This is a genomic window from Bacillus sp. NS1, assembly GCF_058248265.1.
On record NZ_JBZAZF010000005.1, the window covers coordinates 90,643 to 113,529 of the forward strand.

At 39.2% G+C, this 22,887-nt stretch carries 20 protein-coding genes, 7 tRNA genes and 3 pseudogenes; 6 read left to right on the top strand and 24 right to left on the bottom strand.

All coding sequences use genetic code 11. The features are described from left to right. Nucleotides 1-73: 73 nt before the first annotated feature. Entirely contained in the window at nt 74-421 is a 348-nt protein-coding gene (locus tag AC4CV5_RS17650; RefSeq protein ID WP_166854195.1) for a hypothetical protein, read from the bottom strand. 84 nt (nt 422-505) lie between these two features. Between AC4CV5_RS17650 and AC4CV5_RS17655 the strand changes: the two genes are divergently transcribed. The 5 genes and pseudogenes from AC4CV5_RS17655 to AC4CV5_RS17675 all read left to right on the top strand — a co-directional run bounded on the left by AC4CV5_RS17655 (nt 506) and on the right by AC4CV5_RS17675 (nt 4,916). Further along, on the top strand, nt 506-1,453 hold the full coding sequence (locus AC4CV5_RS17655; RefSeq protein WP_490923462.1) for a hypothetical protein: 948 nt from the start codon (nt 506-508) through the stop codon (nt 1,451-1,453). Between the two features lie 304 nt (nt 1,454-1,757). After that, nucleotides 1,758-3,477: pseudogene (locus AC4CV5_RS17660) on the top strand (ribonuclease YeeF family protein). 10 nt (nt 3,478-3,487) lie between these two features. Continuing rightward, nucleotides 3,488-4,006, top strand: a complete 519-nt coding sequence (locus AC4CV5_RS17665) for a hypothetical protein (protein WP_166854198.1) — start codon at nt 3,488-3,490, stop codon at nt 4,004-4,006. A gap of 8 nt (nt 4,007-4,014) precedes the next feature. Continuing rightward, nucleotides 4,015-4,309: pseudogene (locus tag AC4CV5_RS17670) on the top strand (SMI1/KNR4 family protein); the annotation flags it as partial. Nucleotides 4,310-4,601: 292 nt separating this feature from the next. Then, on the top strand, nt 4,602-4,916 hold the full coding sequence (locus AC4CV5_RS17675) for a YfzA family protein (RefSeq protein WP_248602456.1): 315 nt from the start codon (nt 4,602-4,604) through the stop codon (nt 4,914-4,916). Between the two features lie 224 nt (nt 4,917-5,140). Here AC4CV5_RS17675 and phrI read toward each other — a convergent pair whose 3' ends face one another. The 14 genes and pseudogenes from phrI to AC4CV5_RS17745 form a co-directional block, all read right to left on the bottom strand. Next, on the bottom strand, nt 5,141-5,260 hold the full coding sequence (gene phrI / locus AC4CV5_RS17680) for a phosphatase RapI inhibitor PhrI (RefSeq protein ID WP_490923463.1): 120 nt from the start codon (nt 5,258-5,260) through the stop codon (nt 5,141-5,143). Next, nucleotides 5,217-5,905: pseudogene (locus AC4CV5_RS17685) on the bottom strand (response regulator aspartate phosphatase); the annotation flags it as partial. The gene phrI and the pseudogene AC4CV5_RS17685, both read right to left, overlap by 44 nt. A 439-nt stretch (nt 5,906-6,344) precedes the next feature. Continuing rightward, nucleotides 6,345-6,917: a class D sortase gene (locus AC4CV5_RS17690; RefSeq protein WP_490923465.1), complete on the bottom strand. Its 573-nt coding sequence runs from the start codon at nt 6,915-6,917 to the stop codon at nt 6,345-6,347. Between the two features lie 6 nt (nt 6,918-6,923). After that, complete coding sequence (locus AC4CV5_RS17695; protein WP_490923466.1) at nt 6,924-11,504, bottom strand: isopeptide-forming domain-containing fimbrial protein; 4,581 nt, start codon at nt 11,502-11,504, stop codon at nt 6,924-6,926. Nucleotides 11,505-12,247: 743 nt separating this feature from the next. Next, nucleotides 12,248-12,772: an NAD(P)H-dependent oxidoreductase gene (locus AC4CV5_RS17700; protein WP_490923467.1), complete on the bottom strand. Its 525-nt coding sequence runs from the start codon at nt 12,770-12,772 to the stop codon at nt 12,248-12,250. Nucleotides 12,773-12,983: 211 nt separating this feature from the next. Continuing rightward, a complete protein-coding gene (locus AC4CV5_RS17705; protein WP_490923468.1) occupies nt 12,984-14,051 on the bottom strand; it encodes an FRG domain-containing protein in 1,068 nt (355 codons plus the stop codon). A gap of 177 nt (nt 14,052-14,228) precedes the next feature. Further along, a tRNA-Leu gene (locus AC4CV5_RS17710) sits at nt 14,229-14,312 on the bottom strand. Nucleotides 14,313-14,393: 81 nt separating this feature from the next. Then, nucleotides 14,394-14,475, bottom strand: a tRNA-Leu gene (locus AC4CV5_RS17715). 11 nt (nt 14,476-14,486) lie between these two features. Continuing rightward, nucleotides 14,487-14,562: transfer RNA gene (locus tag AC4CV5_RS17720), tRNA-Lys, on the bottom strand. A gap of 27 nt (nt 14,563-14,589) precedes the next feature. Continuing rightward, nucleotides 14,590-14,664 (bottom strand) — tRNA-Gln (locus AC4CV5_RS17725). An 11-nt stretch (nt 14,665-14,675) separates the two neighbouring features. Continuing rightward, nucleotides 14,676-14,747 (bottom strand) — tRNA-Glu (locus AC4CV5_RS17730). A 29-nt stretch (nt 14,748-14,776) separates the two neighbouring features. After that, nucleotides 14,777-14,867, bottom strand: a tRNA-Ser gene (locus AC4CV5_RS17735). Nucleotides 14,868-14,871: 4 nt separating this feature from the next. Next, nucleotides 14,872-14,946 (bottom strand) — tRNA-Asn (locus tag AC4CV5_RS17740). 122 nt (nt 14,947-15,068) lie between these two features. Beyond that, nucleotides 15,069-15,521, bottom strand: a complete 453-nt coding sequence (locus AC4CV5_RS17745; protein ID WP_166854218.1) for a SprT family protein — start codon at nt 15,519-15,521, stop codon at nt 15,069-15,071. A gap of 103 nt (nt 15,522-15,624) precedes the next feature. Here AC4CV5_RS17745 and cmpA point away from each other — a divergent pair, with 103 nt between their 5' ends. After that, a complete protein-coding gene (gene cmpA / locus AC4CV5_RS17750; RefSeq protein WP_003225207.1) occupies nt 15,625-15,738 on the top strand; it encodes a cortex morphogenetic protein CmpA in 114 nt (37 codons plus the stop codon). 9 nt (nt 15,739-15,747) lie between these two features. On the opposite strand, the gene AC4CV5_RS17755 is transcribed toward cmpA, so the two are convergent. From AC4CV5_RS17755 to rsbRA, 9 genes are all read right to left on the bottom strand, one after another. After that, complete coding sequence (locus AC4CV5_RS17755; RefSeq protein WP_490923471.1) at nt 15,748-17,907, bottom strand: Tex family protein; 2,160 nt, start codon at nt 17,905-17,907, stop codon at nt 15,748-15,750. Between the two features lie 105 nt (nt 17,908-18,012). Beyond that, complete coding sequence (rsbX, locus tag AC4CV5_RS17760) at nt 18,013-18,612, bottom strand: phosphoserine phosphatase RsbX (RefSeq protein ID WP_166854220.1); 600 nt, start codon at nt 18,610-18,612, stop codon at nt 18,013-18,015. Continuing rightward, complete coding sequence (gene sigB, locus AC4CV5_RS17765; RefSeq protein ID WP_003225200.1) at nt 18,612-19,400, bottom strand: RNA polymerase sigma factor SigB; 789 nt, start codon at nt 19,398-19,400, stop codon at nt 18,612-18,614. Before sigB ends, rsbX begins: the two co-directional genes overlap by 1 nt. Next, entirely contained in the window at nt 19,366-19,848 is a 483-nt protein-coding gene (gene rsbW / locus AC4CV5_RS17770) for an anti-sigma B factor RsbW (protein ID WP_003225198.1), read from the bottom strand. Before rsbW ends, sigB begins: the two co-directional genes overlap by 35 nt. Then, on the bottom strand, nt 19,845-20,174 hold the full coding sequence (rsbV, locus tag AC4CV5_RS17775) for an anti-sigma factor antagonist RsbV (RefSeq protein WP_014662855.1): 330 nt from the start codon (nt 20,172-20,174) through the stop codon (nt 19,845-19,847). The genes rsbW and rsbV overlap by 4 nt, the downstream gene beginning before the upstream one ends. Before the next feature lie 62 nt (nt 20,175-20,236). Continuing rightward, on the bottom strand, nt 20,237-21,244 hold the full coding sequence (gene rsbU, locus AC4CV5_RS17780) for a phosphoserine phosphatase RsbU (RefSeq protein WP_248602455.1): 1,008 nt from the start codon (nt 21,242-21,244) through the stop codon (nt 20,237-20,239). An 11-nt stretch (nt 21,245-21,255) separates the two neighbouring features. Then, on the bottom strand, nt 21,256-21,657 hold the full coding sequence (gene rsbT, locus AC4CV5_RS17785; protein ID WP_014112733.1) for a serine/threonine-protein kinase RsbT: 402 nt from the start codon (nt 21,655-21,657) through the stop codon (nt 21,256-21,258). A gap of 3 nt (nt 21,658-21,660) precedes the next feature. Continuing rightward, nucleotides 21,661-22,026 (bottom strand): RsbT antagonist protein RsbS, encoded by a 366-nt coding sequence (gene rsbS, locus AC4CV5_RS17790; RefSeq protein ID WP_003225190.1) that lies wholly within the window; start codon nt 22,024-22,026, stop codon nt 21,661-21,663. 4 nt (nt 22,027-22,030) lie between these two features. Further along, nucleotides 22,031-22,855, bottom strand: coding sequence for an RsbT co-antagonist protein RsbRA (gene rsbRA, locus AC4CV5_RS17795; RefSeq protein ID WP_166854223.1), 825 nt, complete (start codon nt 22,853-22,855; stop codon nt 22,031-22,033). Nucleotides 22,856-22,887 lie beyond the last annotated feature (32 nt).

Sequence of the window (22,887 nt, forward strand, 5' to 3'; positions counted from 1 at the left end):
AGTCTTTGTCAAATTGTTAATTTACGTAGAAAAAGAGAGTGATGGACGATCCATCACTCTTTTTCCTTGTTTGTTATAAATAAATAACTAAAAAGCTAACAACAATAACCGCACAAACTTTATAGCCCAGCTCTTTTTTATTGAAAAGATAAAATAGTGACTGGATTCCGGAACTAATTAAAAATGCATGAAAAAAATACTCAAATGTAAAATGGAAACCCTGAAAAACAAACTGCATGAAAAGGGCTACTCCAGACAGATAAAACCAGCCATGGTCATTAAAGATGTTTTTCATTTCTGATTTGGCTTCATCAGCTGAAGATATAGAAACAGATTCAATTGACAATTCTCTTTTTAGAGTTAAAAAACCAGCTGCAAGAACCGATAATCCTAAAATTAGCAGAATAATTACCCCAAACATAAAATTCCTCCATTTTAAATAATTGTAATCTATGTTAAAATTTAATTATACTATAAAATTACTAGTATAAGAAAGGAGACAAAAATGAGAAGTTTAAAGAAACGTTTATTTGTATATTTACCATTAATTGTATCATTGGCACTGGTCATTTCAGTTATCCATCCAAAAGTATCAAGTGCTAAAACAACTGAGGTTCATAAGGAGATTCAGCAAACAGCCCAGGATATTGAACATGTTACAGGAATTCAAAACATAATGAAATCAAACGAAAGTACTGATACATACTCAGTCGTTAAAAATGAGAGTGGAATCATAGAAATACCTAAGGATTCAAAAAAATCAATACATTTTGAGAATGTATCAACAAGCATCCACTTACCAGCTGGAAAACTAAACGTCCCGGGTGTTGCAACTAAAAATGGAACAATTGTTTTTGATCATCCAAAAAGCAGTGTGGGTTTTGGTGTTCAACCAACAAAAGATGGAGTAAGAAATTTAATAAAAATAAAAAATAAAAAGGCTCCTAAAGAGTATAAATATGATTTGGAATTGCCTAAAGGCAGCAAACTAATAAGCGCAGCAGAATACCTAGGTGAAGAGTTTGATACGGGAGAAGTATTTGTTGTGGATTCTGATAACATTGTTACAAGTGTTTTTAGTCCAGCTTGGGCAAAAGATGCGAATAAAAATGATATCCCTTCTCATTTTAGAGTCGAGGGAAACTCGTTGATTCAAGTAATAGATTTCAATGAAAACACTGCATTTCCAGTTATCGCAGATCCTGATTGGGCTAAAATCGGAGCTTGTGCTGCAGCTATAACTTGGTTCATTGGATCAAACTTGTTTGCAGCTGCAAAAATAATAAGAGTAAAGAAATATATAAAGGAACTTGGTGGTCTTAAAGAAACTGCTAAACTTCTAGCCGGTGCTACTACATGGGAAGAAAAACTAAGGGTTGGAGGCAGCGCGTTTAAAAGTTTAGCAGCAGAAATTACAGGCGTCGGTGGATTGGCAGTTTGCATCAATTGGTAATAAAACTCATGAAGAGCATTCTATAACGGAATGCTCTTTTTTAAATCAGAAAATAACATCGTACAGGTGTTTACTTTTCTTTCTCCACGCAGACAAGAGGTGCTGGAATTGATCATCCGTGATATTTTGTATGAATTATGGTTAATATATGGTGAGCAAAAAACACTCTATACTTCCCCACTTCTCCAACTCTCATTATGCTCAAATGATCTAAAATTCGTTCCCTCTCCTTAAACATTCTTTAAAACTTTCACATCCATTCCATGGCAATATTTAGATATAAAACCACTGAAAGGATTGGACAATGAAGGTATTTGAAGCTAAGTCTTTGTTATCTGAAGCTGAAAACCGAGCAAAAGATTATAAAGAATTGAAAAATCAAATGATTAAGCTAAGAAAAGCATTTAAGGCTGTTGCTGATCTGGACGACAGTGAGTTCTCTGGCAAGGGAGCAAACAATATCAAAGCATTTTATCACGACCATGTGGGTGTCACTGATCAATGGATTGATTTAATTGAAATGAAAATCGCTTTCCTTACTAGTATCTCTGGTGTTCTAGAAGAGGCCAGCTTATCTGATGCATATATCGAAGAATCCTTCTTAGAACATGAACTAGCAAACGCATATATAAAATCAAAATCAATTATGTCTGAGCAGAAGAAAGCAATGAAAGATATTCTGAATGACATCGATGACATTCTTTCACTTGATTTATTTTCAACTGAGACTTTTAAGGATGAGCTCTCTTCTGCCGAAAACAAACGGAAAAAGACTGTTGATAAAATAGGCGATGTGGACGAAAACTTAAAAACTGAATATGCAATAACTGAACCTAACAAACAATTCATTAAAGCAGATTTTCAAAAGTTACATGAATCAACAGGTAAGGGCAAGAATGCTACACCCCTTCACTATAATGCCAAGGCATATCGTGAGAGCGATATACATAAGAAAAAAGGCGATATCGAAAAGCAATCTGAAGCATATTTAAAGATCAAAAAAGAGGAAGCTAACAAACGTGAAATAAAAGATTTGAAAAAGCAGCTTGTAAAGGTAACAGATCCGGACGAGTATTTAAAAATTGCGAAGAAAATAGGATACGAGAATTTGGAACCTGACCAGCAATTTTATTTCCGTCAGCTCGAAGAACTCCAAGAAAAAGCCGCAATTGGAAAAGGTATTGCAATGGGAATGTATGAAGCAGGCAAAGATACAGTGATGGGTCTGTATCAACTTGCAAGACACCGATTGAATCGCTTTCTGGAACTGTGAACGCAGCCTTACATCCAATCGATACTTATAAGATTATAGCTAAAGACATAGAAGACACTTTTCAACGTGATATGATTAATGGAGATACCTACAGCAGAGTAAAATGGGTGTCCTATGTCGGCAGTACTGTTGTTCTTGCAATAGTTGGTCCGAAGGGTATTAATAAAGTATCCAAAATTGCAAAAGCCGGTTCAAAAGTTGCTGCAATTAAGACACTTGAAGTTTCAAAAACAGGAATAAAAAAAGTATTGAATACGTTAAAATACCAAATGTTTTTGAACAACAGTATGCAATGGCTGGTGGTTCAGGGACTTTTCCTTTTAACGTGATTGATGGAGAGAATTATAAAAACTCTGCACTTGAAATATTCAAGACCTCGTCTACTGTACAAGGATTAAAGAAAGCTAAGCCGCATGAAGTTGTAAACGAATTAAAAACTTTTCAATGCAGAAAATACATTTTTGGAGGACAATCATTCCTCATAGACAAACGAGGAATGAAGCACATTTTGGAGCGCCATCATCCTAATTTATGGGATGGTTCAATTAAGTCTCAACAATCTTTTCTTAATAAAGAGATGACTGTTAACGATGTTGCAGATGCGATAGAATCAATTATAAAACAAAACCGTGAAGAGTTAACGAAAAAAGGAACTAAATTTAGTTATCAAATTAGAGGAACATATGAGGGTCAACAATATGTTGTAGGCTTTCAAAAAGGAAGAGTAGGACAATTCTATCCTGAAAAATAGGAGAGGTAATATGTTTTATATTCAATCATTAATCCTTAGGCCAAATAAGAAGATAAACGATCTTTCAATCTTAAAAAATAATATTGACGATTACTTTGTTCCACTTAGCAATATAGAGGGACTAAAGAACATAAAATCACAGTTAGACTCTTACTATTTATCTGGGGCGATTATTTTAAAATATGGTGAACAAGATTTGCTTGATGTCACTATGTGGGACTTGGTTGACCAATTGTGGGCTTATTTTTTAAATCTAATTGAAGAAGCTATTGAAACAGGAGAAAGCGAAACTTATTTTCCAGATCAACCCCTTCTATTGAAAATGAAATCAATATCGAATGATATGTTGTTATTTGAAATTGGACAACAACAAAAAGTATTACTACCAAAACTTGATTTTTTTGAATCACTCTTAAAGAATGCGAAAAGTTTCTTTGAAACTATAAATTTTGTTTTAGAAGAAAACTGTGATTATGAGTACGAACTTAATAAGATCGATGAATTACAAACCAAAATTAAATGTATGTGAGGCTAAATGTGAATTACTCTATCGTGAAAAAATTCTTTGATGAGAATAAAAAATATTCAATTCTTACTGGAGGCGTCACTGATAAACAAATCAAAGAGATAGAAGACGATCTCAGAGTAACCCTTCCAGACAGTTATAAGTGGTTTTTAAACTGAGTATGGTTCAGGAGGCGCGTTCGGGACTATAGTACTCGGTTATGACTTTCATGGAGCTGAAGTTGTAGAGCAAACAAAAGGATACAGAACGTTTTACAATCTTATACCAGGTCTTGTTGTTATTGAGTATATAGATGAATTTTTTTATGAATTATGGCACAAATTGGGCAGCTATTAGAGACCAAAGGAACTCTACATATCATCAAGTGATATATCAATCATTGCCCTGTCGTAATAAAATAATTCTAAATCTCTTTGATATTGCTCCCATTCTTGCTGTGTATACAGGTATCTCTCCGCATCAACTTCCTTCAATATCTGAACAATTATCTAGCTTGGTTTCAAGTGTTAGAATCCATTCAACATTAGATTTTGAAACTTATTCTTTAATTTTCCGTATATCAATATAAAATGTTATCTAATGCAGGGAGGGATATTAGTTGGCTGAAAAGCAAAAAAGTGTTCCATTTTTGAAAAAATATTGGGTTTTTCAAATTGGTATATTTTTATTGTCACAGATAATTTTTATTACATTTGAAACAACAGGATGGTTACCTAATTATAGAGAAATTGATGGAACACTATTTGGGAGAATTACGGAATCGTCAATTTTTATAAATTGGTTTACTTTTTATGAAACACCACAATTAAATTTACTTACTGTCTTTTTTGGTGTCTTCTTTCTAGTGCCTGGAATAATAAGTGCATTAAAAAACGTATTTTCGCCTAGACACTATAGTAATAGCTCTAAATAACCGTGATTAAAAATAAATATAGTTTATTAAAATGAATAAAGTTTGAGAAGAGTTGTACTTAAAGTAACGGGTGCGTTAGTTGAACAAAGTCAATGTTATAAGAATGAAACTTCCTTATATTTGGATTTCCATTTTTTATAAGTAAACCAACATTAAACTTTAACAGAACCTTTTAAAAAAAGCTTAATCAAAAAGATTAAGCTTTTTCTAATTATTTTAGTAACCTATGCCCCTACCCTATCTGCTGCCACTTTGATCTCAGTATTATGATTACTTTGCATATAAGTTATTGAAAATACACTACTTAAAATCACTGCTGCCAATAGAATCCGGCTGATTTTCATTAATAATCTCCCCTTTTTTAATTTTTCGCCTTGCTTCAATACTCATACGATAATATTCATTAGAGAGCATTAAATTTCCTTGTTCATGGAAATAATCAGCGACTTCAATTGAGAAATTCTCAACTTCAGCAAACATTTTTCTCGAAGCCAGATATGAAAATGCATTCTTTATTAATTGAGTCTCACCATCAAAAAAATAATCCCTCTAATATTTTAAATTTCGCTGAGTATTCTTTGTCATTACTTTGATCGGCAATAAATCGCTCATTCCTAAAGTGTGTTAAAGCAACATCAAAATTTTGTTGTTTTGCTTCAACATAGGTTAAAGTGAATAAAGTCTATGTTAGGAAACTACGTTTTGATTTTTCGAAAATTTCTATCTATTCGATAGACACTTATGGCCGTAGTTAATTCTTTACGCCTAAAATCGTACATACCCTTAAAAAAGTAAAAATAGTATTCCAACATGCCAGTTAATTGCCCTAGCTTCCCAATTTCTTTTATAGTTTCATAAGCATTATGGAGATCTTCTATTTCCTTAGATTTCATATAACTCAGCATTAGCTCTTGTCTAAATTCTAATAGCTGATAATATAACAGGGCATCTTGGTTTTCTTCCATGCTTAGCAATTCTTTCTCTACTTTTGCAACTTGGAGCTTGAGGCATTATTAACTACCAATAAATGGTTAAAACGTTTATGCGGTGTCTACTGTAGGTGACTTACTCCAAATCAGTGGGCAGTTTGTGGACAGTGGCAAATTTGAAAATAAGCAAAAAAAATACCAGGGGTCTACACCCCTTGGTATCATTGATGCGGCCGAGAGGACTTGAACCTCCACGGGTTATTCACCCACTAGGCCCTCAACATAGTAAATCCATATCACTGGTTATGAAAGCTTGTTTTCATTACACTCCTTATATTCATTTGTCATCATTTCTATACGTTTTCATTAATTATGGTTAAAAAACGGTGAGCCAAATCAATGAATGTCCTTACATTTTCATCTATATTGATTAAGAATTTTAATTCCTTCTATATTATAAAAAGGCTGACGAAAATGATCGTCAGCCTAATCTTTGTTCTCATATCCGTTTTCCATAAATAATATATCGTTTCGGCGCATTGCCGATATACGAAAATGGATAGCACGTAGTTAGAATGAGCTCCTCTTTGTTATGCTGCAGCGTAATAATAGACTTATCTGTTTGGTCTACAATTTTTGTTTTGTCTATTTCATACAAAAAACTTCCATATGGCAGCTTAACCTTTAATTGATCACCTTTTTTCAGTTCACCCGTTCGACGGAAGACGGTATCCCGATGACCTGATAGAACAATTTGCCCGTTTTCATCTGGATAATAACTGCCTTTGTAGTGGCCGACTCCTTTTTCCAAATCATCCGCATCGGTTCCCTCTACAATCGGAAGCTCTGCGTCGATCTTTGGAATCTCCAGAATGCCAACTGCCTCTCCGAACTTAGGCTTAAATTCTTCTTTATCTAGGCCTTCACTTTTTCCAGAAGGGTTCTTTAGTGCAAGTTTTGCCTCATCTAAAGTTTGTTCTGTCTTATGATTGATGTTCATCACTTTCCAGACTCCGTAACCTGTAAAAACGAGTCCAGCAATAATGATGCATATAGGAAGATATTTCTTCATGCAACATCAGACATTTCTTTTTCTTCTAAAGTACCAGAGTGCAGTTCCTGCTACTAACAATACCAAACCAACAAGGATCAGATTATACGTATTTGTTGCTGTATTTGGAAGCTCATTTCCTGTGTCACTTCCCTGATCTTTAGTTGTAGGCTCAGTTTGGTTTAGCTTTTCTGGATTGTTAGTGTTAGTTGGGTTATTAGGCTTGCTTGGTTTTCCAGGTACCTCTGGTTTGTCAGATACAGGGTCTTTCTGTTGGACTGTAATGTCTGCTTCAGGCTTATCCGGCTTATCAATACTGCTGCCTTCGACAGTTGCCACGTTTTTAATTGTCTTGCCTTCATATGCGGACTCAATTTTCGCTTGGAATGTCACAGTCCGCCACTCAGTGTCAGTGACATCGCCAAAGTTAGCAGTAACCTTGCCTTCCTTGATTGTTGCTTCTCCGCCGTTGCTCGTTTTCAAGCTGCCTTCGACATACTTCAATCCGGCTGGAAGTTCATCTGAAATAACCAGATTTTCCACTTTACCATCGGATACTGTATTACGGGTCTTAATCGTGTAAACAACAGTGTCGCCTACTTCGTATTTCTTTTTGTCTGTGTCAAGGTTCTTCGCTGTCTTTTCTGATTCTAAAACAGGAATTCGCGGATATACCTTCACTTCATGGCTTGGTTTATCAGGAATCGTGATATTGTCGCTGCTGATGTTTGCAGTGTTGACGATATCTTTACCTGCTTGACCAGACTTCACTTTTACTTCAAATGTCACAGAATGCCATTTCGTATCTGTCACATTGCCAAATTCACCTGACACCTTACCGTCGGCATAATGTCCATGATCATCGTCTTGATCATCACTTACCGCTGTACCATCTACTTTCAATGTTCCTGACACATATTCTAATCCTTCCGGAAGAGAATCCGAGATAACAAGATTTTTAACAAGGCTGTCTTTAATTGTGTTTCGGGTTTGGATTGTGTAAAGAAGCGTGTCGCCCACTTCCGGATGGTCCGCATCTTTATTTCCTTCAGCTTTTTCCTTAATGGAAGCTGTTTTCTTTGATTCTAATTTTGGATCTTTCGGATCGACTTTAATGTCTGTACCCGGTTTATCCGGTGCGTCGATATTGTCACCATCAACAGTTGCCACATTTTTAATCGTCTTTTCCGCATAGCCGGACTCAATTTTCGCTTGGAATGTCACAGTATGCCATTCCGTGTCCGTAACATCACCAAAGTTAGCTGTGATTTTGCCGTCCTTGATTGTTGCTTCTCCGCCGTTGCTCGTTTTCAAGCTGCCTTCGACATACTTCAATCCGTCTGGAAGTTCATCTGAAATAACCAGATTTTCCACTTTACCGTCGGATACTGTATTACGGGTCTTAATCGTGTAAGCAACAGTGTCGCCTACTTCGTATTTCTTTTTGTCCGTATCAAGGTTCTTCGCTGTCTTTTCAGATTCTAAAACAGGAATTCGCGGATATACCTTCACCTCATGGCTAGGTTTATCAGGAGTCGTGATATTGTCGCTGCTGATGTTTGCAGTGTTGACGATATCTTTACCTGCTTGACCAGACCTCACTTTTACTTCAAATGTCACAGAGTGCCACTTCGTATCTGTTACATTCCCAAACTCACCTGACATCTTACCGTCGGCATAATATCCATGATCGTCGTCTTGATCATCACTTACTTCTGTGCCATCTACTTTCAATGTTCCTGACACATACTCTAATCCTTCCGGAAGAGAATCTGAGATGACAAGATTTTTGACAAGGCTGTCTTCAATCGTGTTTCGGGTTTCGATTGTGTAAAGAAGTGTGTCTCCCACTTCTGGATGGTCCGCATCTTTATTTCCATCAGCTTTTTCCTTAATGGAAGCTGTTTTCTTTGATTCTAGTTTCGGATCCTTAGGATCAATTTTGATACTTGTTTCGGGCTTATCCGGTAAATCGATATTGCCGCCGTCAACGGTTGCCACGTTTTTAATCGTTTTTTCCGCATATCCGGACTCAATTTCCGCTTGGAATGTCACAGTCCGCCACTCAGTGTCAGTGACGTCGCCAAAGTTAGCAGTAACCTTGCCGTCCTTGACTGTTGCTTCCCCGCCGTTGCTTGCTTTTAAGCTGCCATCTACATATGATAAACCAGCTGGAAGCTCATCTGAAATCACAAGATTTTCTAAGGTACTTTCCGTTATTTTATTACGTGCCTTAATGGTGTAGACTACAGTGTCTCCTACTTCATATTTTTCTTTTGCCGAGTCAAAATTCTTCGCCGTTTTTTCTGACTCTAAAACAGGATCACGCGGATATACTTTGACCTCGTTACTAGGTTTGTTAGGAATGTCGACATTATCACCGCTGATATTCGCAGTGTTGACAATGTCTTTACCTGCTTGGCCCGTTTTCACTTTCACTTCAAACGTGACATTATGCCATTCCATGTCAGTGACTTCACCGAAATCTCCTATAATTTTGCCGTCTGCGTAGTGACCTTGGTCATCGCCTTCTGAGTCACTTACCGCAGTGCCGTCTACTTTTAATGTTTCTGGGACATACTCGAGCCCTTCTGGAATTGCATCTGAAATGACGAGATTTTTTACTAGACTGTCTTCAGAAATATTTCGAGTCTGAATTTTGTAGAGAAGTGTATCCCCCACCTCAGGATGATCTGCATCAGTATTACCTTCACCTTTTTCCTGAATAGAAGATGTTTTCTTTGACTCTAGTTCAGGATTTCGCGGATACACTTTGACTTCTTGTTTTGGTTTATCCGGAGTAACAATATTGTCCCCTGTCACGCTTGCTGTGTTAACAATATCCTTACCCGATTGCCCCGGCTGCACCTTGGCTTCAAATGTCACAGCATGCCATTTCGTATCGCTTACATTTCCAAATTCGCCTGTAGCTTTTCCGTCGACGTAATGCCCCTGATCATCATCCTTGGTATCACTTACTCCAGTACCATCTACTTTTAATGTTCCTGGAACATATTCCAATCCTTCCGGAAGAGAATCCGAGATCACAAGATTTTTCACAAGACTGTTTTCAACCGTATTTCGAGTCTGAATAGTGTAAAGCAGTGTGTCTCCCACTTCTGGATGATCAGCATCCTTATTTCCTGCTGCTTTTTCTTTCAGATCCGCAGTTTTTTTCGACTCTAGTGATGGAGGGTTATAATTAACGTGAATTGTGATTGTCGTTTCTGTCGTCCCACCATATCCATCATCAACAATAATCGTAAATGAATCGTCACCAGAATAGTCTTTATCAGGTGTATAGGTCCATGTTCCGTCATCATTTACTCTAATCGTCCCATGGCTTGGTTGCTTACCTTCTTTATAGGTTAAACTATCACCATCTGGATCTGACCCGCTTACTTCTCCGGAGACCGGCGTATTTACCGTTGTAGTCTTTGAATCATCCGGGGCAGTTGGTGGCTTGTTGCCAGCTGGAATTGTACCAGAATCATTTGCACATCCATTGGATGCCGATATTGTAATGTCTTTAGAATGATCAGCATTTTTCAATATCGCATGAATTTTCCCATCTGCATCAGAAACTAAACTTGTTACAGCTTCTCCGTTAGGTCCAGTTAACTCTCCGCTAGAAGCAGTAAAAGAATCAAGTGGTGCCCCCTGAACCGGATTACCTAGTGGGTCAAGCAACGTTACAGTAACATTATATCCCCCTTGCTGATTTGACTGATCAGTCGTTACTTTTACAGTACTGGGTGCTTGTTTATAATCATTTTGCTGATTGAGCGTCTCAATAGGGTTGTAATGGTTTACAAAATACCAGTTATAGATATCATGAGTCTCATAATTTGGAGATCCTGTTGACCCAGTAAAACCAGCATAAAAAGGTTTTCCATTAAATACAGTACCAAGATCTATACCATTTACATCTAAAACTTGCTTAGAACTTGCCCTATCTGGTGATGTACCGAGACGAACCTGAACATTCTTAGTTAGGCCATCATAATCGATCCACGTATAATACTGGGTTCCGTTAGATAAAACGTAGTTTGTACCATTAGCTGTATTATATTGATCTAAGTCTGTATACCATCCAGCTTTGTTTACCGGATTACCATTTTGTGCAAGGCCGATATAGTTTGCAGAAGGATCGCCATAACCTGTGTTTAGGAATGTGTCATATTTAATAGTAAAACTCGGTTTAATTCCATAAAACGCTAGGCTTCCTCCATTAGTTAGTGAGCTGGTTGTATCACCCTGTATGGTAAAAGTTAACCCGTCACTTGGACCTTTAGGGCCAGGATTACTCATTTTAAACGAAAAGGCTGTGCTAAATGAATAATTGTCTTTTGGACAAATCTCATTTTTGTTAATAGCTGTCCCAGCTTGTGTTTCAGATGCTGGTGTTAGCCGTATAAAATCAGTCCCATTGGGAACTTCTGCAGAACCATTTAAATAAAACAATTGATTTGCAGTATCAGTGGAAAACCCATCATATTTCATGGTTAGCCACTTACTATCCGCAGTAACAGCCTTTGCCTTTTTAACTGTGTTAGGCAAAACAGTAAACAGGTTACTTACGATTAATAATATGATTGCTAATAACATGAAGCATTTCCTGAACTGCTGTTTGTAAGACTTAGGTAAAAAAGCTTTCCTCATAACCCCACCCCAAATACCATTTTTTAAAAAAGTTTACATTTACAAAAGCGGTTTCTGAATTAGGCAAAAAGCCCTCTCTCTCTGGATTTCACTCTCGTTCTTTATATGGTCCCCCTCTCTTTTTTCTAAATATATAAAATAAGGACACCTTTTACAATGTGACAAAATATTCATATATTTGTCATAAAATAAGGTTGAATTACAAAAAACATGAAGTATTTGTCGTAATTTGTAAAGGTTAAATAGTCCTTTATTGTTTAAATCTGTTCGAAACCAGGCATCAACATCATCAATCTAGAAACATTTGATCACTCTGATGCAAAAAACAAAAAAGATACCAATATAGTTTGGTATCTTCTTTGAGAGTTCGAGTCCCTCAACCTAGTAAAAACATATCATGAGTTACAAAAGCTTTTATTCAAAGCATCTGTTTATTTTATTTATTCTTATTTTCATCATTTTTCATGAATTCTGGGCACAAATTGGGCACCTATTAGAGACCAAGGAACTCTACATTTCATCAAGAAATATGTACTCATTGCCCTGCTTTAATTAATTTTAAGCCCTCGCTCTATGCTCCCCTGAATTCAGTATTCGATGTAACTTTGAAATTAAGTTTATTAAAATCTATCACAAACCCTTATTTTCACAACACATAATTTGTTTCAGCTTCCCTCGCGAATACCGGATCAATGCTCAGCTTTTAGATATTCAACCAATTTCTCTGCACTGTTCTTAACATCTTCTTTTGAAAGGTGAAGTGTCCCATATTGTGTAAATGCAGGAAGAAAACGCATTCCTATATAGTTAGCAGTGACTTGAAACGGTCTGATAAGCTCGCTGATCGTGATATTATATTCTCCGCCTGCTTGATAATCAGATTCCTGTGCGCCTAAGGAGATAGCTAAGAGTAGTTCTTTTCCATGCAATTTAGTTCCCCCAGTTCCATAAGCCCAGCCATGTGTTAACACATCATCTTCCCATTGTTTGAGTAACGCGGGACTGCTGTACCAATACATTGGGAACTGAAAAACGATACGCTCATGATCTAACAGGAGCTGCTGCTCTTTTTCTACATCAATGATAAAATTAGGGTATTCACCGTACAGGTCATGAATCGTAATGTCATTCTCTTGCTTTAAACGATTCATCCAGGTTTTGTTGACAACAGACGTTTCCAAATTAGGGTGTATAACGATAACTAATGTTTTCATTTGACTGATTATCCTTTCTTCGCCGATAGTTATTATTGCTTTTACGATAATTTTAAAATAGAAACTTTATTTACACCTATTTTATTCCTTTTCATGAATTCAGGGCAACTAATTGGGCACCAAAATCAATGATGACTTAAGACATTGTTTTGTAGAAATCTGATATAACAGAATAATCCTCTGAATAATCCCAGCATTATTCCCCATCTTTTTAGTTACCAATCGGAAGAGGTTTAAACAACTCATTTAATGTAGGTCTGATCCACTGAGCTCTCATTATCCAATTTACATTTTTGTAATCTTCACCATTTTTCGCTATGTATATCCTAATAACATCTTGTGACTGTTGATAACCATTGAATATAGTTTTACAAATATCTTTAATTTGCTCTATGTCCTGAGGCTTTTCCAACACTACCATCAGTGAAAGCCGTTTTGCAGCACGCGTGGATACATCCATAGTATTAACAATTGTATAAATATTTTCCTTAGCATAGTTTCTGTATTTGTATTTTTCTCTTACATAATCCCCTACTGACGGTAATTCAGGGTATATAAAAGCTTTATTTATCCCTTCATTATCTAACTCTTGTTTAACTACTTTTTTATATTCATATGGGATTCGGATTTTAACTTTAATGTCACTTACTAAAGGCATAATATTTTGTCCTAGCGTACCATTAGGAGACATTTCGTTACAACAAATAGCGAATGTACCTTTTTGATTTGTGATTCGAATATTTGTTTTATCTTCATTTTGACTATATTTTATAAACGCTGGTTTTGTTGAATATTGAGTTATTTCAGGAATGGTAATGATTTCGCCATAAGGTTCTTCATATTTTTTCTGTATAAAAGAGAAGGTATAATCATTAATTTTAGCTAACAATGAAAGTAGACGTACATGTTTACAATCTTTCATTTCACCATTTTTATCAAAAATATAAACGATACCATCATTTTCATCATTAACATTCTCTACTGCAAAAAATAAAGCTATAAGTGGATTTACAGTCATATCAATTAAACGAGTTGGAATATTATAATGTTGCATTTTAGCCAAATAATCAATAGGTTCATGAATGTGTTCGAATTCGTTTGGCATTATCAAAACTGACTCGGTGAAAATTTTATCTTCATTTAATACATATCCCTTATCTCTCGAAATACTTGAATTGATATCAGTATAATGAGATAGTTGACCTCTATAATATGTTTCTCCAGTTGAATGTTTTTGTACCATCTCTTTAAATTGTGACAAATTATTAACCTGTTCCATGTCTATTGATTGACTCCTTTGGTTGATTACATTTATAGCCCAAATCTATTGAATTCAGTGAATAATTATGTATTTCAGTATAAAAAGATAAACCTCATAAATTGTAGAGACACCATTAGACAATTTAGAAATAAGCACAAAAAAATACCAAAGGTCTACAACCCTTGGTATCATTGATGCGGCCGAGAGGACTTGAACCTCCACGGGTTATTCACCCACTAGGCCCTCAACCTAGCGCGTCTGCCATTCCGCCACGACCGCGTGATCATTAAATTGTGTTTGTGCTGGTTTAGTAGGCTCTTAACCTAGTAAAACCAATTTGCGTGCACTTTGTAAATAAAGTGCGGGTGAAGGGACTCGAACCCCCACGTCGTAAGACACTAGATCCTAAGTCTAGCGCGTCTGCCAATTCCGCCACACCCGCAAAAAGACAAATGGTGAGCCATGAAGGACTCGAACCTTCGACCCTCTGATTAAAAGTCAGATGCTCTACCAACTGAGCTAATGGCTCTTACTATTAGATTTTAAAAAATAAAAATGGCTGGGCTAGCTGGATTCGAACCAACGCATGACGGAGTCAAAGTCCGTTGCCTTACCGCTTGGCTATAGCCCAACGAAATGGAATGACCCGTACGGGATTCGAACCCGTGTTACCGCCGTGAAAGGGCGGTGTCTTAACCGCTTGACCAACGGGCCGATGGTTGAGAACTTATATCGAAATCTTATGGCGGAGAAGGAGGGATTTGAACCCTCGCGCCGCTTACGCGACCTACACCCTTAGCAGGGGCGCCTCTTCAGCCACTTGAGTACTTCTCCAATATGGCTCCACAGGCAGGATTCGAACCTGCGACCGATCGGTTAACAGCCGATAGCTCTACCACTGAGCTACTGTGGAATAATGAGACAAGACTTATTATATCAGTCTTGGTTTACAGTGTCAAGAGGTAAATGTTTTTATTTATCTCTCGTGACGACTTTTATAATGTACCATAGGCTTGCCATATCCGTCAACCTTTTTCACGAAAAAATTCTTTTTATTTTTCCGCGGCATTTTCCGCACCTGTATCTGTCAGGGTTCATGGCGCGCTTCTTTATATACTGTTGGCCGCATGCCGTACAGATATACATATAAGTTTTTTTGTTTTCTGTTTTTTTCTTAAGGGGTGTACAGAACCTTGGCGCGTTGACCTGCTGCATCAGCACTCGAAAATCTCTGTCTCTGTGCTTGTACCCTTTTCCTTCAAGGTGAAGATGATAATGGCAGAGCTCGTGCTTGATGATGCCGATCAGTTCCTCCCTGCCGTGTTCAATCAGATATTTCCTGTTCAATTCAATGTTATGGGAGGTTAACAGGTACCTTCCGCCCGTCGTTTTAAGCCTGTCATTAAAAAGCGCCTGATGGCGGAACGGCTTTTTAAAATACGTTTCAGAAATATCCTCTGTCAGCTTTTGAAGCTCTTTGTTATCCATGGTGCACCTCACTTAAAAAACATTGAACGGGACAATTCACCGTTCGCATACAATATGGTAATCACCGTCCCTCTTATGATAAAAGCTGAGGAGGAATGAGCCTATGCCAAATTGGCTTAAAAAACAGATGCAAAAAGCATTCCTTGAAAAAGATAATTACCAAATTAAACTGCTGAATCAATGCTGGTATTTCTATAGGAAAAAACACTGCTCGTAAGCAGTGCTTTTATTTTACCATAGACAGCGATACTCTGCCTTTTTGTACATCTACGCCGTCAACCCAAACCGTCACAATATCGCCGACGGATACGACATCAAGAGGATGCTTGACGAATTGATTGCTGAGTTTTGAGATATGCACAAGCCCGTCTTGTTTGACTCCAATATCAACAAACGCTCCGAAGTCCACTACATTGCGCACGGTGCCCTGCAGTTCCATTCCCTCTTTCAAATCTTCAAGTTGAAGGACGTCTGTTTTCAGCAAAGGCTTAGGCACCTCATCGCGCGGATCGCGTTCCGGCCTTGTCAGCTGTTCACAAATATCTTTCAGGGTGATTTCACCGATTCCCAGCTCTTGTGCCGTTTCAGAAAGCGCCAGCTGATTGATTTTGTCCTTCAATTCCGCCGTGCCGATTTGTTCTGTTGAAAGGCCGAGCTTTTTCAATAGCGCTTTTGTTTCTTTGTAGCTTTCCGGGTGGATGCCTGTTCTATCCAAAGGCTCTGTCCCTTCCTGTACTCTTAAGAAACCGATACATTGCTCGTAGGTTTTCGCACCTAACCTTGGGATGTCCTTCAGTTCTTTTCGATTTGAAAACTTTCCGATTTCCTCACGTTTTTTGACAACGTTGCCTGCTACAGACTTCGATAATCCCGCTACATACTGAAGCAGCGCAGCGGAGGCTGTGTTGACGTTTACTCCCACCTGGTTTACGACCGTTTCGACAACGAACCGCAGAGATTCATTTAAGCGTTTTTGGCTGACGTCATGCTGATACTGTCCGACACCAACAGACTTCGGATCGATTTTAACGAGCTCCGCGAGCGGGTCTTGAAGTCTTCGCGCAATAGACACGGCACTGCGCTCTTCAACCTTAAGGTCAGGGAATTCTTCTCGGGCCAGCTCTGAAGCCGAATAGACGCTTGCTCCCGCTTCATTGACGATCACATAATAAATGTTGCGCGGCATGTCCTTCAGTACATTGACGATGAATTGCTCTGTTTCTCTGGATGCCGTGCCGTTTCCGATTGCCACCATCTCGACTTGATGTTGCTCTAGAATCGCTTTGACTCTCTCATGAGCTTCTCTCGTTTTGTTGACTGGCGCATGTGGATAGATCACATCAATTTTCAAGACTTTTCCGGTCTCATCTGACACAGCGAGCTTACAGCCAGTTCGGAAGGCTGGATCAACACCGAGAACAGTTTTGCCTTTCATCGGCGGCTGAAGCAGAAGCTTTCTCAAGTTCTCAGAGAAAATGTGAATGGCCTGCTCATCCGCTTTTTCTGACAGCTCTTTTCTGATTTCACGTTCTATTGCCGGCTGGATCAGCCGTTTATAGCTGTCTTCAATCGTTTCCTGCAAAATCTCTTTTACGGATGTTGAGCGGTTTTTGATGATTTGTTTTTCTAAATACGCCTTAATGTGATCCGCTGGCGGTTCGATCGATACCTTTAAAATGTCTTCCTTTTCGCCGCGGTTCATCGCCAGTACTCTGTGAGGAACGACTTTTGCGATGGGCTCTTCATACTCGTAATACATTTCATACACATTTTTCTCGTCAGTGTCTGCCGACTTTCCTGCTGCAGATTTAATGATTCCTTTTTTAAAGGTTTCCTGGCGAATCCACTTTCTGAAACTTGGCTCATCTGAAATTTGTTCGGCAATAATGTGCTTGGCGCCTTCAATCGCTTCTTCCCGTGTAAACACTTCTTTTTCTTCGCTGATGTATTGGTCTGCGGTTTCTGCCAGACGGTTATCTTGCGGAAGTGTCAGGATATAGTCGGCAAGCGGCTCGAGGCCTTTGCTTTTCGCGACTGTCGCCTTTGTTTTGCGTTTTTGTTTATACGGCCGGTAAAGGTCTTCCACTTCCTGAAGCTTCACCGAGTGCTCGATTTTTCGCTTTAAGTCATCTGTCAGTTTATCCTGCTCTGCAATCAGCCTGATGACTTCTTCTTTTCGCTGATTCAGGTTTTGTATGTATTGCCAGCGTTCAGAAATTGTCTGAATCTGAACCTCATCCATTGAACCCGTCTGCTCTTTTCGGTACCGGGCGATAAACGGGACTGTGTTGCCGTCCTCAAGCAGGCGGATGACACTTTCAACGTGTTTTTGTGACAAACCTATTTCTTTCGCAATTTGCTGTTTTAAAAGGGCTGACGTTTCCATGTAACCAAAGCCTCCAATTTTGTCGTTCTTTCTCTAGTGTATCAAAAACCGAAAAAAACACATAAAAAAAGAAGCCGGTATTCCAGCTTCTCGTTTTCTGACTTCCTAGGACAACTGTCCAAGAATATAGGTCAGATCATCTTTTCTCGATGTCGTATACATTTTCAGCGAATTCGATATGTCTACTACCGATTGGCCTTTTTTTAAATGGGAGCGGATATCGGGCACGTTGAGTCCATCTGTATGTATAATGAACTTTGAACCCTTTTCATAGGTGGCGGTGTGCGTTTTGTATTTTTGCGGCTTGCCTGATAAATAGCCTGAAATCGGCAGAGGATAAAAGCTTTCACCAGACGGGGAATGCAGAATAAACCGTACGTTTCCGACAGAGCAGTACGTAAACTGTCTTTGGTCAAAATTGATTTTTAGGATAGATGCTGTTGCGCCTCTTTTGTTTTTCATCGCCTGATTACAGCGTTCGATAATGCTTTGTACGTCTTCATTCGCATAGTTTTCCACTAAGTCTTTGATGGCTGCAGAAGATTCGTTGGCAAGCGATCCGCTTCCAAGTCCGTCAGCTACCGCACAAATTAACTCCTTATCATCAGCTTTCATAAAAAAACTGTCGCCGCAAATCGATTTTCCTTCTTTATTCAGTTGGTATACAAGAGTTTGAATATGCTCGTTTTCTTCAACCTGGATCATTACATTAACTCCATCGAGGGATCTTCAATCAAGGCCTCTCTGAGCTTCTTCACAGCTTTGCGCTGCAAACGCGATACGTGCATTTGAGATATACCGAGAATGTCCCCAGTTTCTTTTTGACTTTTGTTTTGAATATACGTAAGGTCTATGATTTGTTTTTCACGGTCTGAAAGTACATGAAGCACGCTTTGCAGCATCATTTGCTGGTTGACCCGCTCATATCCGTCCTCCTGTGATCCGACGATATCAAGAATCGTGACGGTGCTTCCGTCCGCATCCGCTTCAATGCTATGGTCAACGGATAAGGCTTGATAACTTTTGCCCATTTCCATCGTTTCAAGAACCTCTTCTTCTGAAACATCGAGAAATTCGGCAATCTCTTCTACTTTCGGTGACCTTTGTGTTTCAGTCGTCAGCTGATCAACCGCCATTTTGATTCTTGGGCCGAGTTCTTTAATCCGTCTCGGCACATGAACGCTCCACGTTTTATCTCTAAGGAAACGTTTAATTTCACCGATAATTGTCGGGATGGCAAAAGCTTCAAACGATTTGCCGACGACGGGATCGTATCGCTTAATCGCGCCGAGAAGCCCGATCATGCCTACCTGGCGGAGATCCTCGTGAAAGCTTTTGCCTTTTGAATATTTTTTCGCAAGCATATCAACCAGATTTGTATACACCCGCACAAGCGTTTCTTGCGCCTGTTCATCTTGATTCGTTTGGTAATCGCTTATGAGCCGATCGACTTCATCCTTAGTTAGTTTCGTAGTTTTTGATGGTTGTGTCATGATCAACTCGCTCCCCATTTAAATACTTTGTCATCGCTACGGTGACACCGGAGTGATTTTGCACTCTGACTTCATCCATGAGCGTTTCCATTAAATATAGACCGAGCCCTCCTTCTGATAATTGATCAACTGTGTGCGAAGGTGTGTACGGCCCCAGATCCTGCTGCTTTTGATCGAAATCAAAGCTGTCTCCCTCATCCGCCACAATGATTTCTAAACGGTCTTCGAACACACCGAATCGTATTGACACTTCCCCATTTTTATCTTCTTTGTAAGCGTGCTGAACTGCATTTGTACACGCTTCACTGACTGCGATTTTCAGATCTTCAATTTCATCGTACGTATAGCCCATTCTGCTCGCGACGCCTGACAGTGTCAGCCTTATAATCCCTACATATTCAGGTTGGGCCGGCACTTTCATTTCGATGTAATCTGCGTTATTCTTCATTGCACTCCACCTTCTGACTTTGCAGAAATATCAATGATGTCCTTCAAGCCTGTAATGTCAAACAGACGGATCAGCCGGTCAGAAAGATTTTCAAGTTTCAGCGAACCGCCTTGTTTTTTGACTGTTTTAAAGATACCTACAAAAACGCCCAGTCCAGTACTGTCCATGTAGCTGACATCTTTCAGGCAAATTCTTAAATCAGCGCCTTGTTCTGCAAGAGGAACGAGCTTCTCTCTGAGCACCGGAGCTGAATATACATCTATTTCTCCTGCAATGTTTACTTGTATATCATTTTCGTTTTGCTTCACATCAACATTTATATTCATTACGTATCACCTCAAATTTTCCTTCAAATCACTAATTGTCTTATACCCACGGCTGGCTGATGCTAAACCTTTCTTCGCAAAACAATTAACGTAAAATCATCATGAAGCTGAAAGTCCTGCAATTTGAGGAGGCTGTCATAAATGTTTTTGACCATTTCCTGCGCGGAGGAACACATATGTTCCTCAATAAGTTTTTGCAGATCAGGACGCTCCAAGAAACCGTTTTCCGTTCTGCATTCTGTGACGCCGTCAGAAAATAAAACAATCATATCGCCCTTTTCGAGATGCTGATCGAATTGTTTGTAGTCATAATCCTGCGAGATGCCGAGAACGAGTCCTTTGGCCTCTAAATCGTAAAACATGTTGTCTTTTTGAGAAAAATAGAATCCCGGTTCATGTCCCGCTGAAGCATATGTAAATTGATGCTTGTCCATGTTGTAATTTGCATATAACATCGTAATAAACATACTCGCATCAACATTTTGTTCAACAACCCGATTCAAATTTTTCAGCACCTGAGAAGGGTGTATGCCCGTTTCCGGCAAAGAGTCCATTGCGTATTTGATCATGGACATACAAAGAGCCGCTGGAATGCCTTTTCCGATCACGTCCGCGATTGCGATATTTATGGATTCCTTGTCTTTGACAAAGTGGTAATAATCACCGCTCATCTGTTTAGCGGGCACACTGATGGCACCGATATCCAGCGCTTCTTCCTGCGGAATCTTTGTTCCGAGCAGCGTCTGCTGGACATTTGCCGCGATTTCGATTTCTGATTTGATTTCCTGCTGTATCCCTCTGAGGGTTTGATGCTCCTGATAAGCCATTCCATATCCAATCATGACTTCTATTAAAAAATCCAGCGAATGAAAAACATCTTCCGGGAGACTCGGATACAGCTCCTTCAGCACTTTTCGGTGAATACTGATGATTTCTTCCGGAGGAATTTGGTGCTCGATTGTTTTTCGGCTGAATTTTTGGGCTTGATATAAAGATGTTTCTGTTAATTCGGCTATATATCGACTAAGCAGCTGATGATATCGCTGCTCAATAACCTCCCTAAAATCCACTTTCTTACCTCCTACCGAAGCCATTTAATGGCTTGTATCTCTGTTCCTTCCCCCGCTACGGAATTTAAACTGAATTCATCCATCAGCCTTTTCACGCCGGGAAGTCCCGCTCCAAGTCCGCCAGACGTTGAAAATCCGTCTTCCATGACTTTACGGATATCAGGAATTCCCGGCCCTTGGTCTTCCGCTATGATTTTCAGGCCCTTTTTTCCTCTGTCAGAGACCTGTTCAATTCCAATCTGGCCTTTACCGGCATATAAATAAATGTTCCTGGCTAATTCTGAAATAGCCGTTGTAATTCTAGCCTGGTCTACCGTGCCGAAACCCAGTTCTTTTGCAACGTTTCGTCCCAGTTGTCTGGCGGCCACAATATCCCATTCTGTCATGATCTTTACACAGGATTGGTCGTTCATTCGCTATTCCCCCAATTCCCGCTTCAATGTCTCAAGCCCCTGCTCTAAGTCGAGCGCAGTTTCGATTTCCTCTAGTGCGATTCCGAGCTCAATCAGCGTCACTGCCACAGCGGGCTGAATTCCCGTCAAAACCACTTTTGCGCCCATTAGTTTAGACATCGTGATCACGTCGCCCAGCACTTTAGCGATAAAGGAATCAATCATGTCCACAGATGTCAGATCAATGACAACTCCGTTAGCACCTGTTTCGTATATTTTATTTAATAAGTCTTCTTGAAAGGTTAATGCGGTTTGGTCATCAAGTTCCCATTGAATGGACACTAATAAGCAATTATACAGTTTCAAGATCGGGATTTTCGGATGTCTCAAAATGTTATTCCCCCAATGAAACAATTTTTCGATCTGTCATTTCCAAAGCCGTTTGAATTCCTTTTTGCAGGGTATTCTTAGTTATAACTTGGGATAAATCGATCCCCAGGTTAACAATGGTCTGAGCAATTTCCGGACGGATTCCGGCGAGCAGGCATTTCGCTCCGACAAGCCTTACCGCTTCAGACGCTTGAATAATATGATGGGCAACCATCGTATCAACCACTGGCACGCCCGTAATATCGATCAACACGACTTGTGACCGGTGTTTGACGACGCCGTTAAGAAGATTTTCCATAATTCGTTTAGCACGTTCGGTATCAATTGTTCCGACAAGCGGCATCACAGTGATATTTTCAAACACCGGGATGAGCGGCGCAGATAGTTCCTGCAGCGCGATTTTTTGCAGTGATACTGTTTTCTCCCAAGAGATTGAGTATTGGTTGAAGATTTCTGTATTAATCGGGCTGAAAAAGCGGTCGATCTGCCAGATTAATTCCGTACTCTCTTGATCTGGCAATCTCTTATCGTTCATCTTCGTGTAGAGACGCTTCCAGAATTCAGCGAGCGCCGTAGCCAAAAACTTCAAAGAAAGCCCTATTTGAACGGCTCTAAGCGCCAGTTCACTGATTTGGCTTTCAGCAGCGCTGTCATCCTTAACAGATGAGAGAAGAATGTCGATATACTCTTTAGATATATTTTCATACACTTGGTCAGTCAGCTGATATGACTCTTGTTCGCTTAATTCTCTTAGTGTGTCAGTCCACAGTTGGAGCAGTTCATTTTGATTCTCGGCAATGAACTGGTATACAGTCTGATTCGACATCAAATTCGCTTACCTCCCAATAAAAAACAACATAT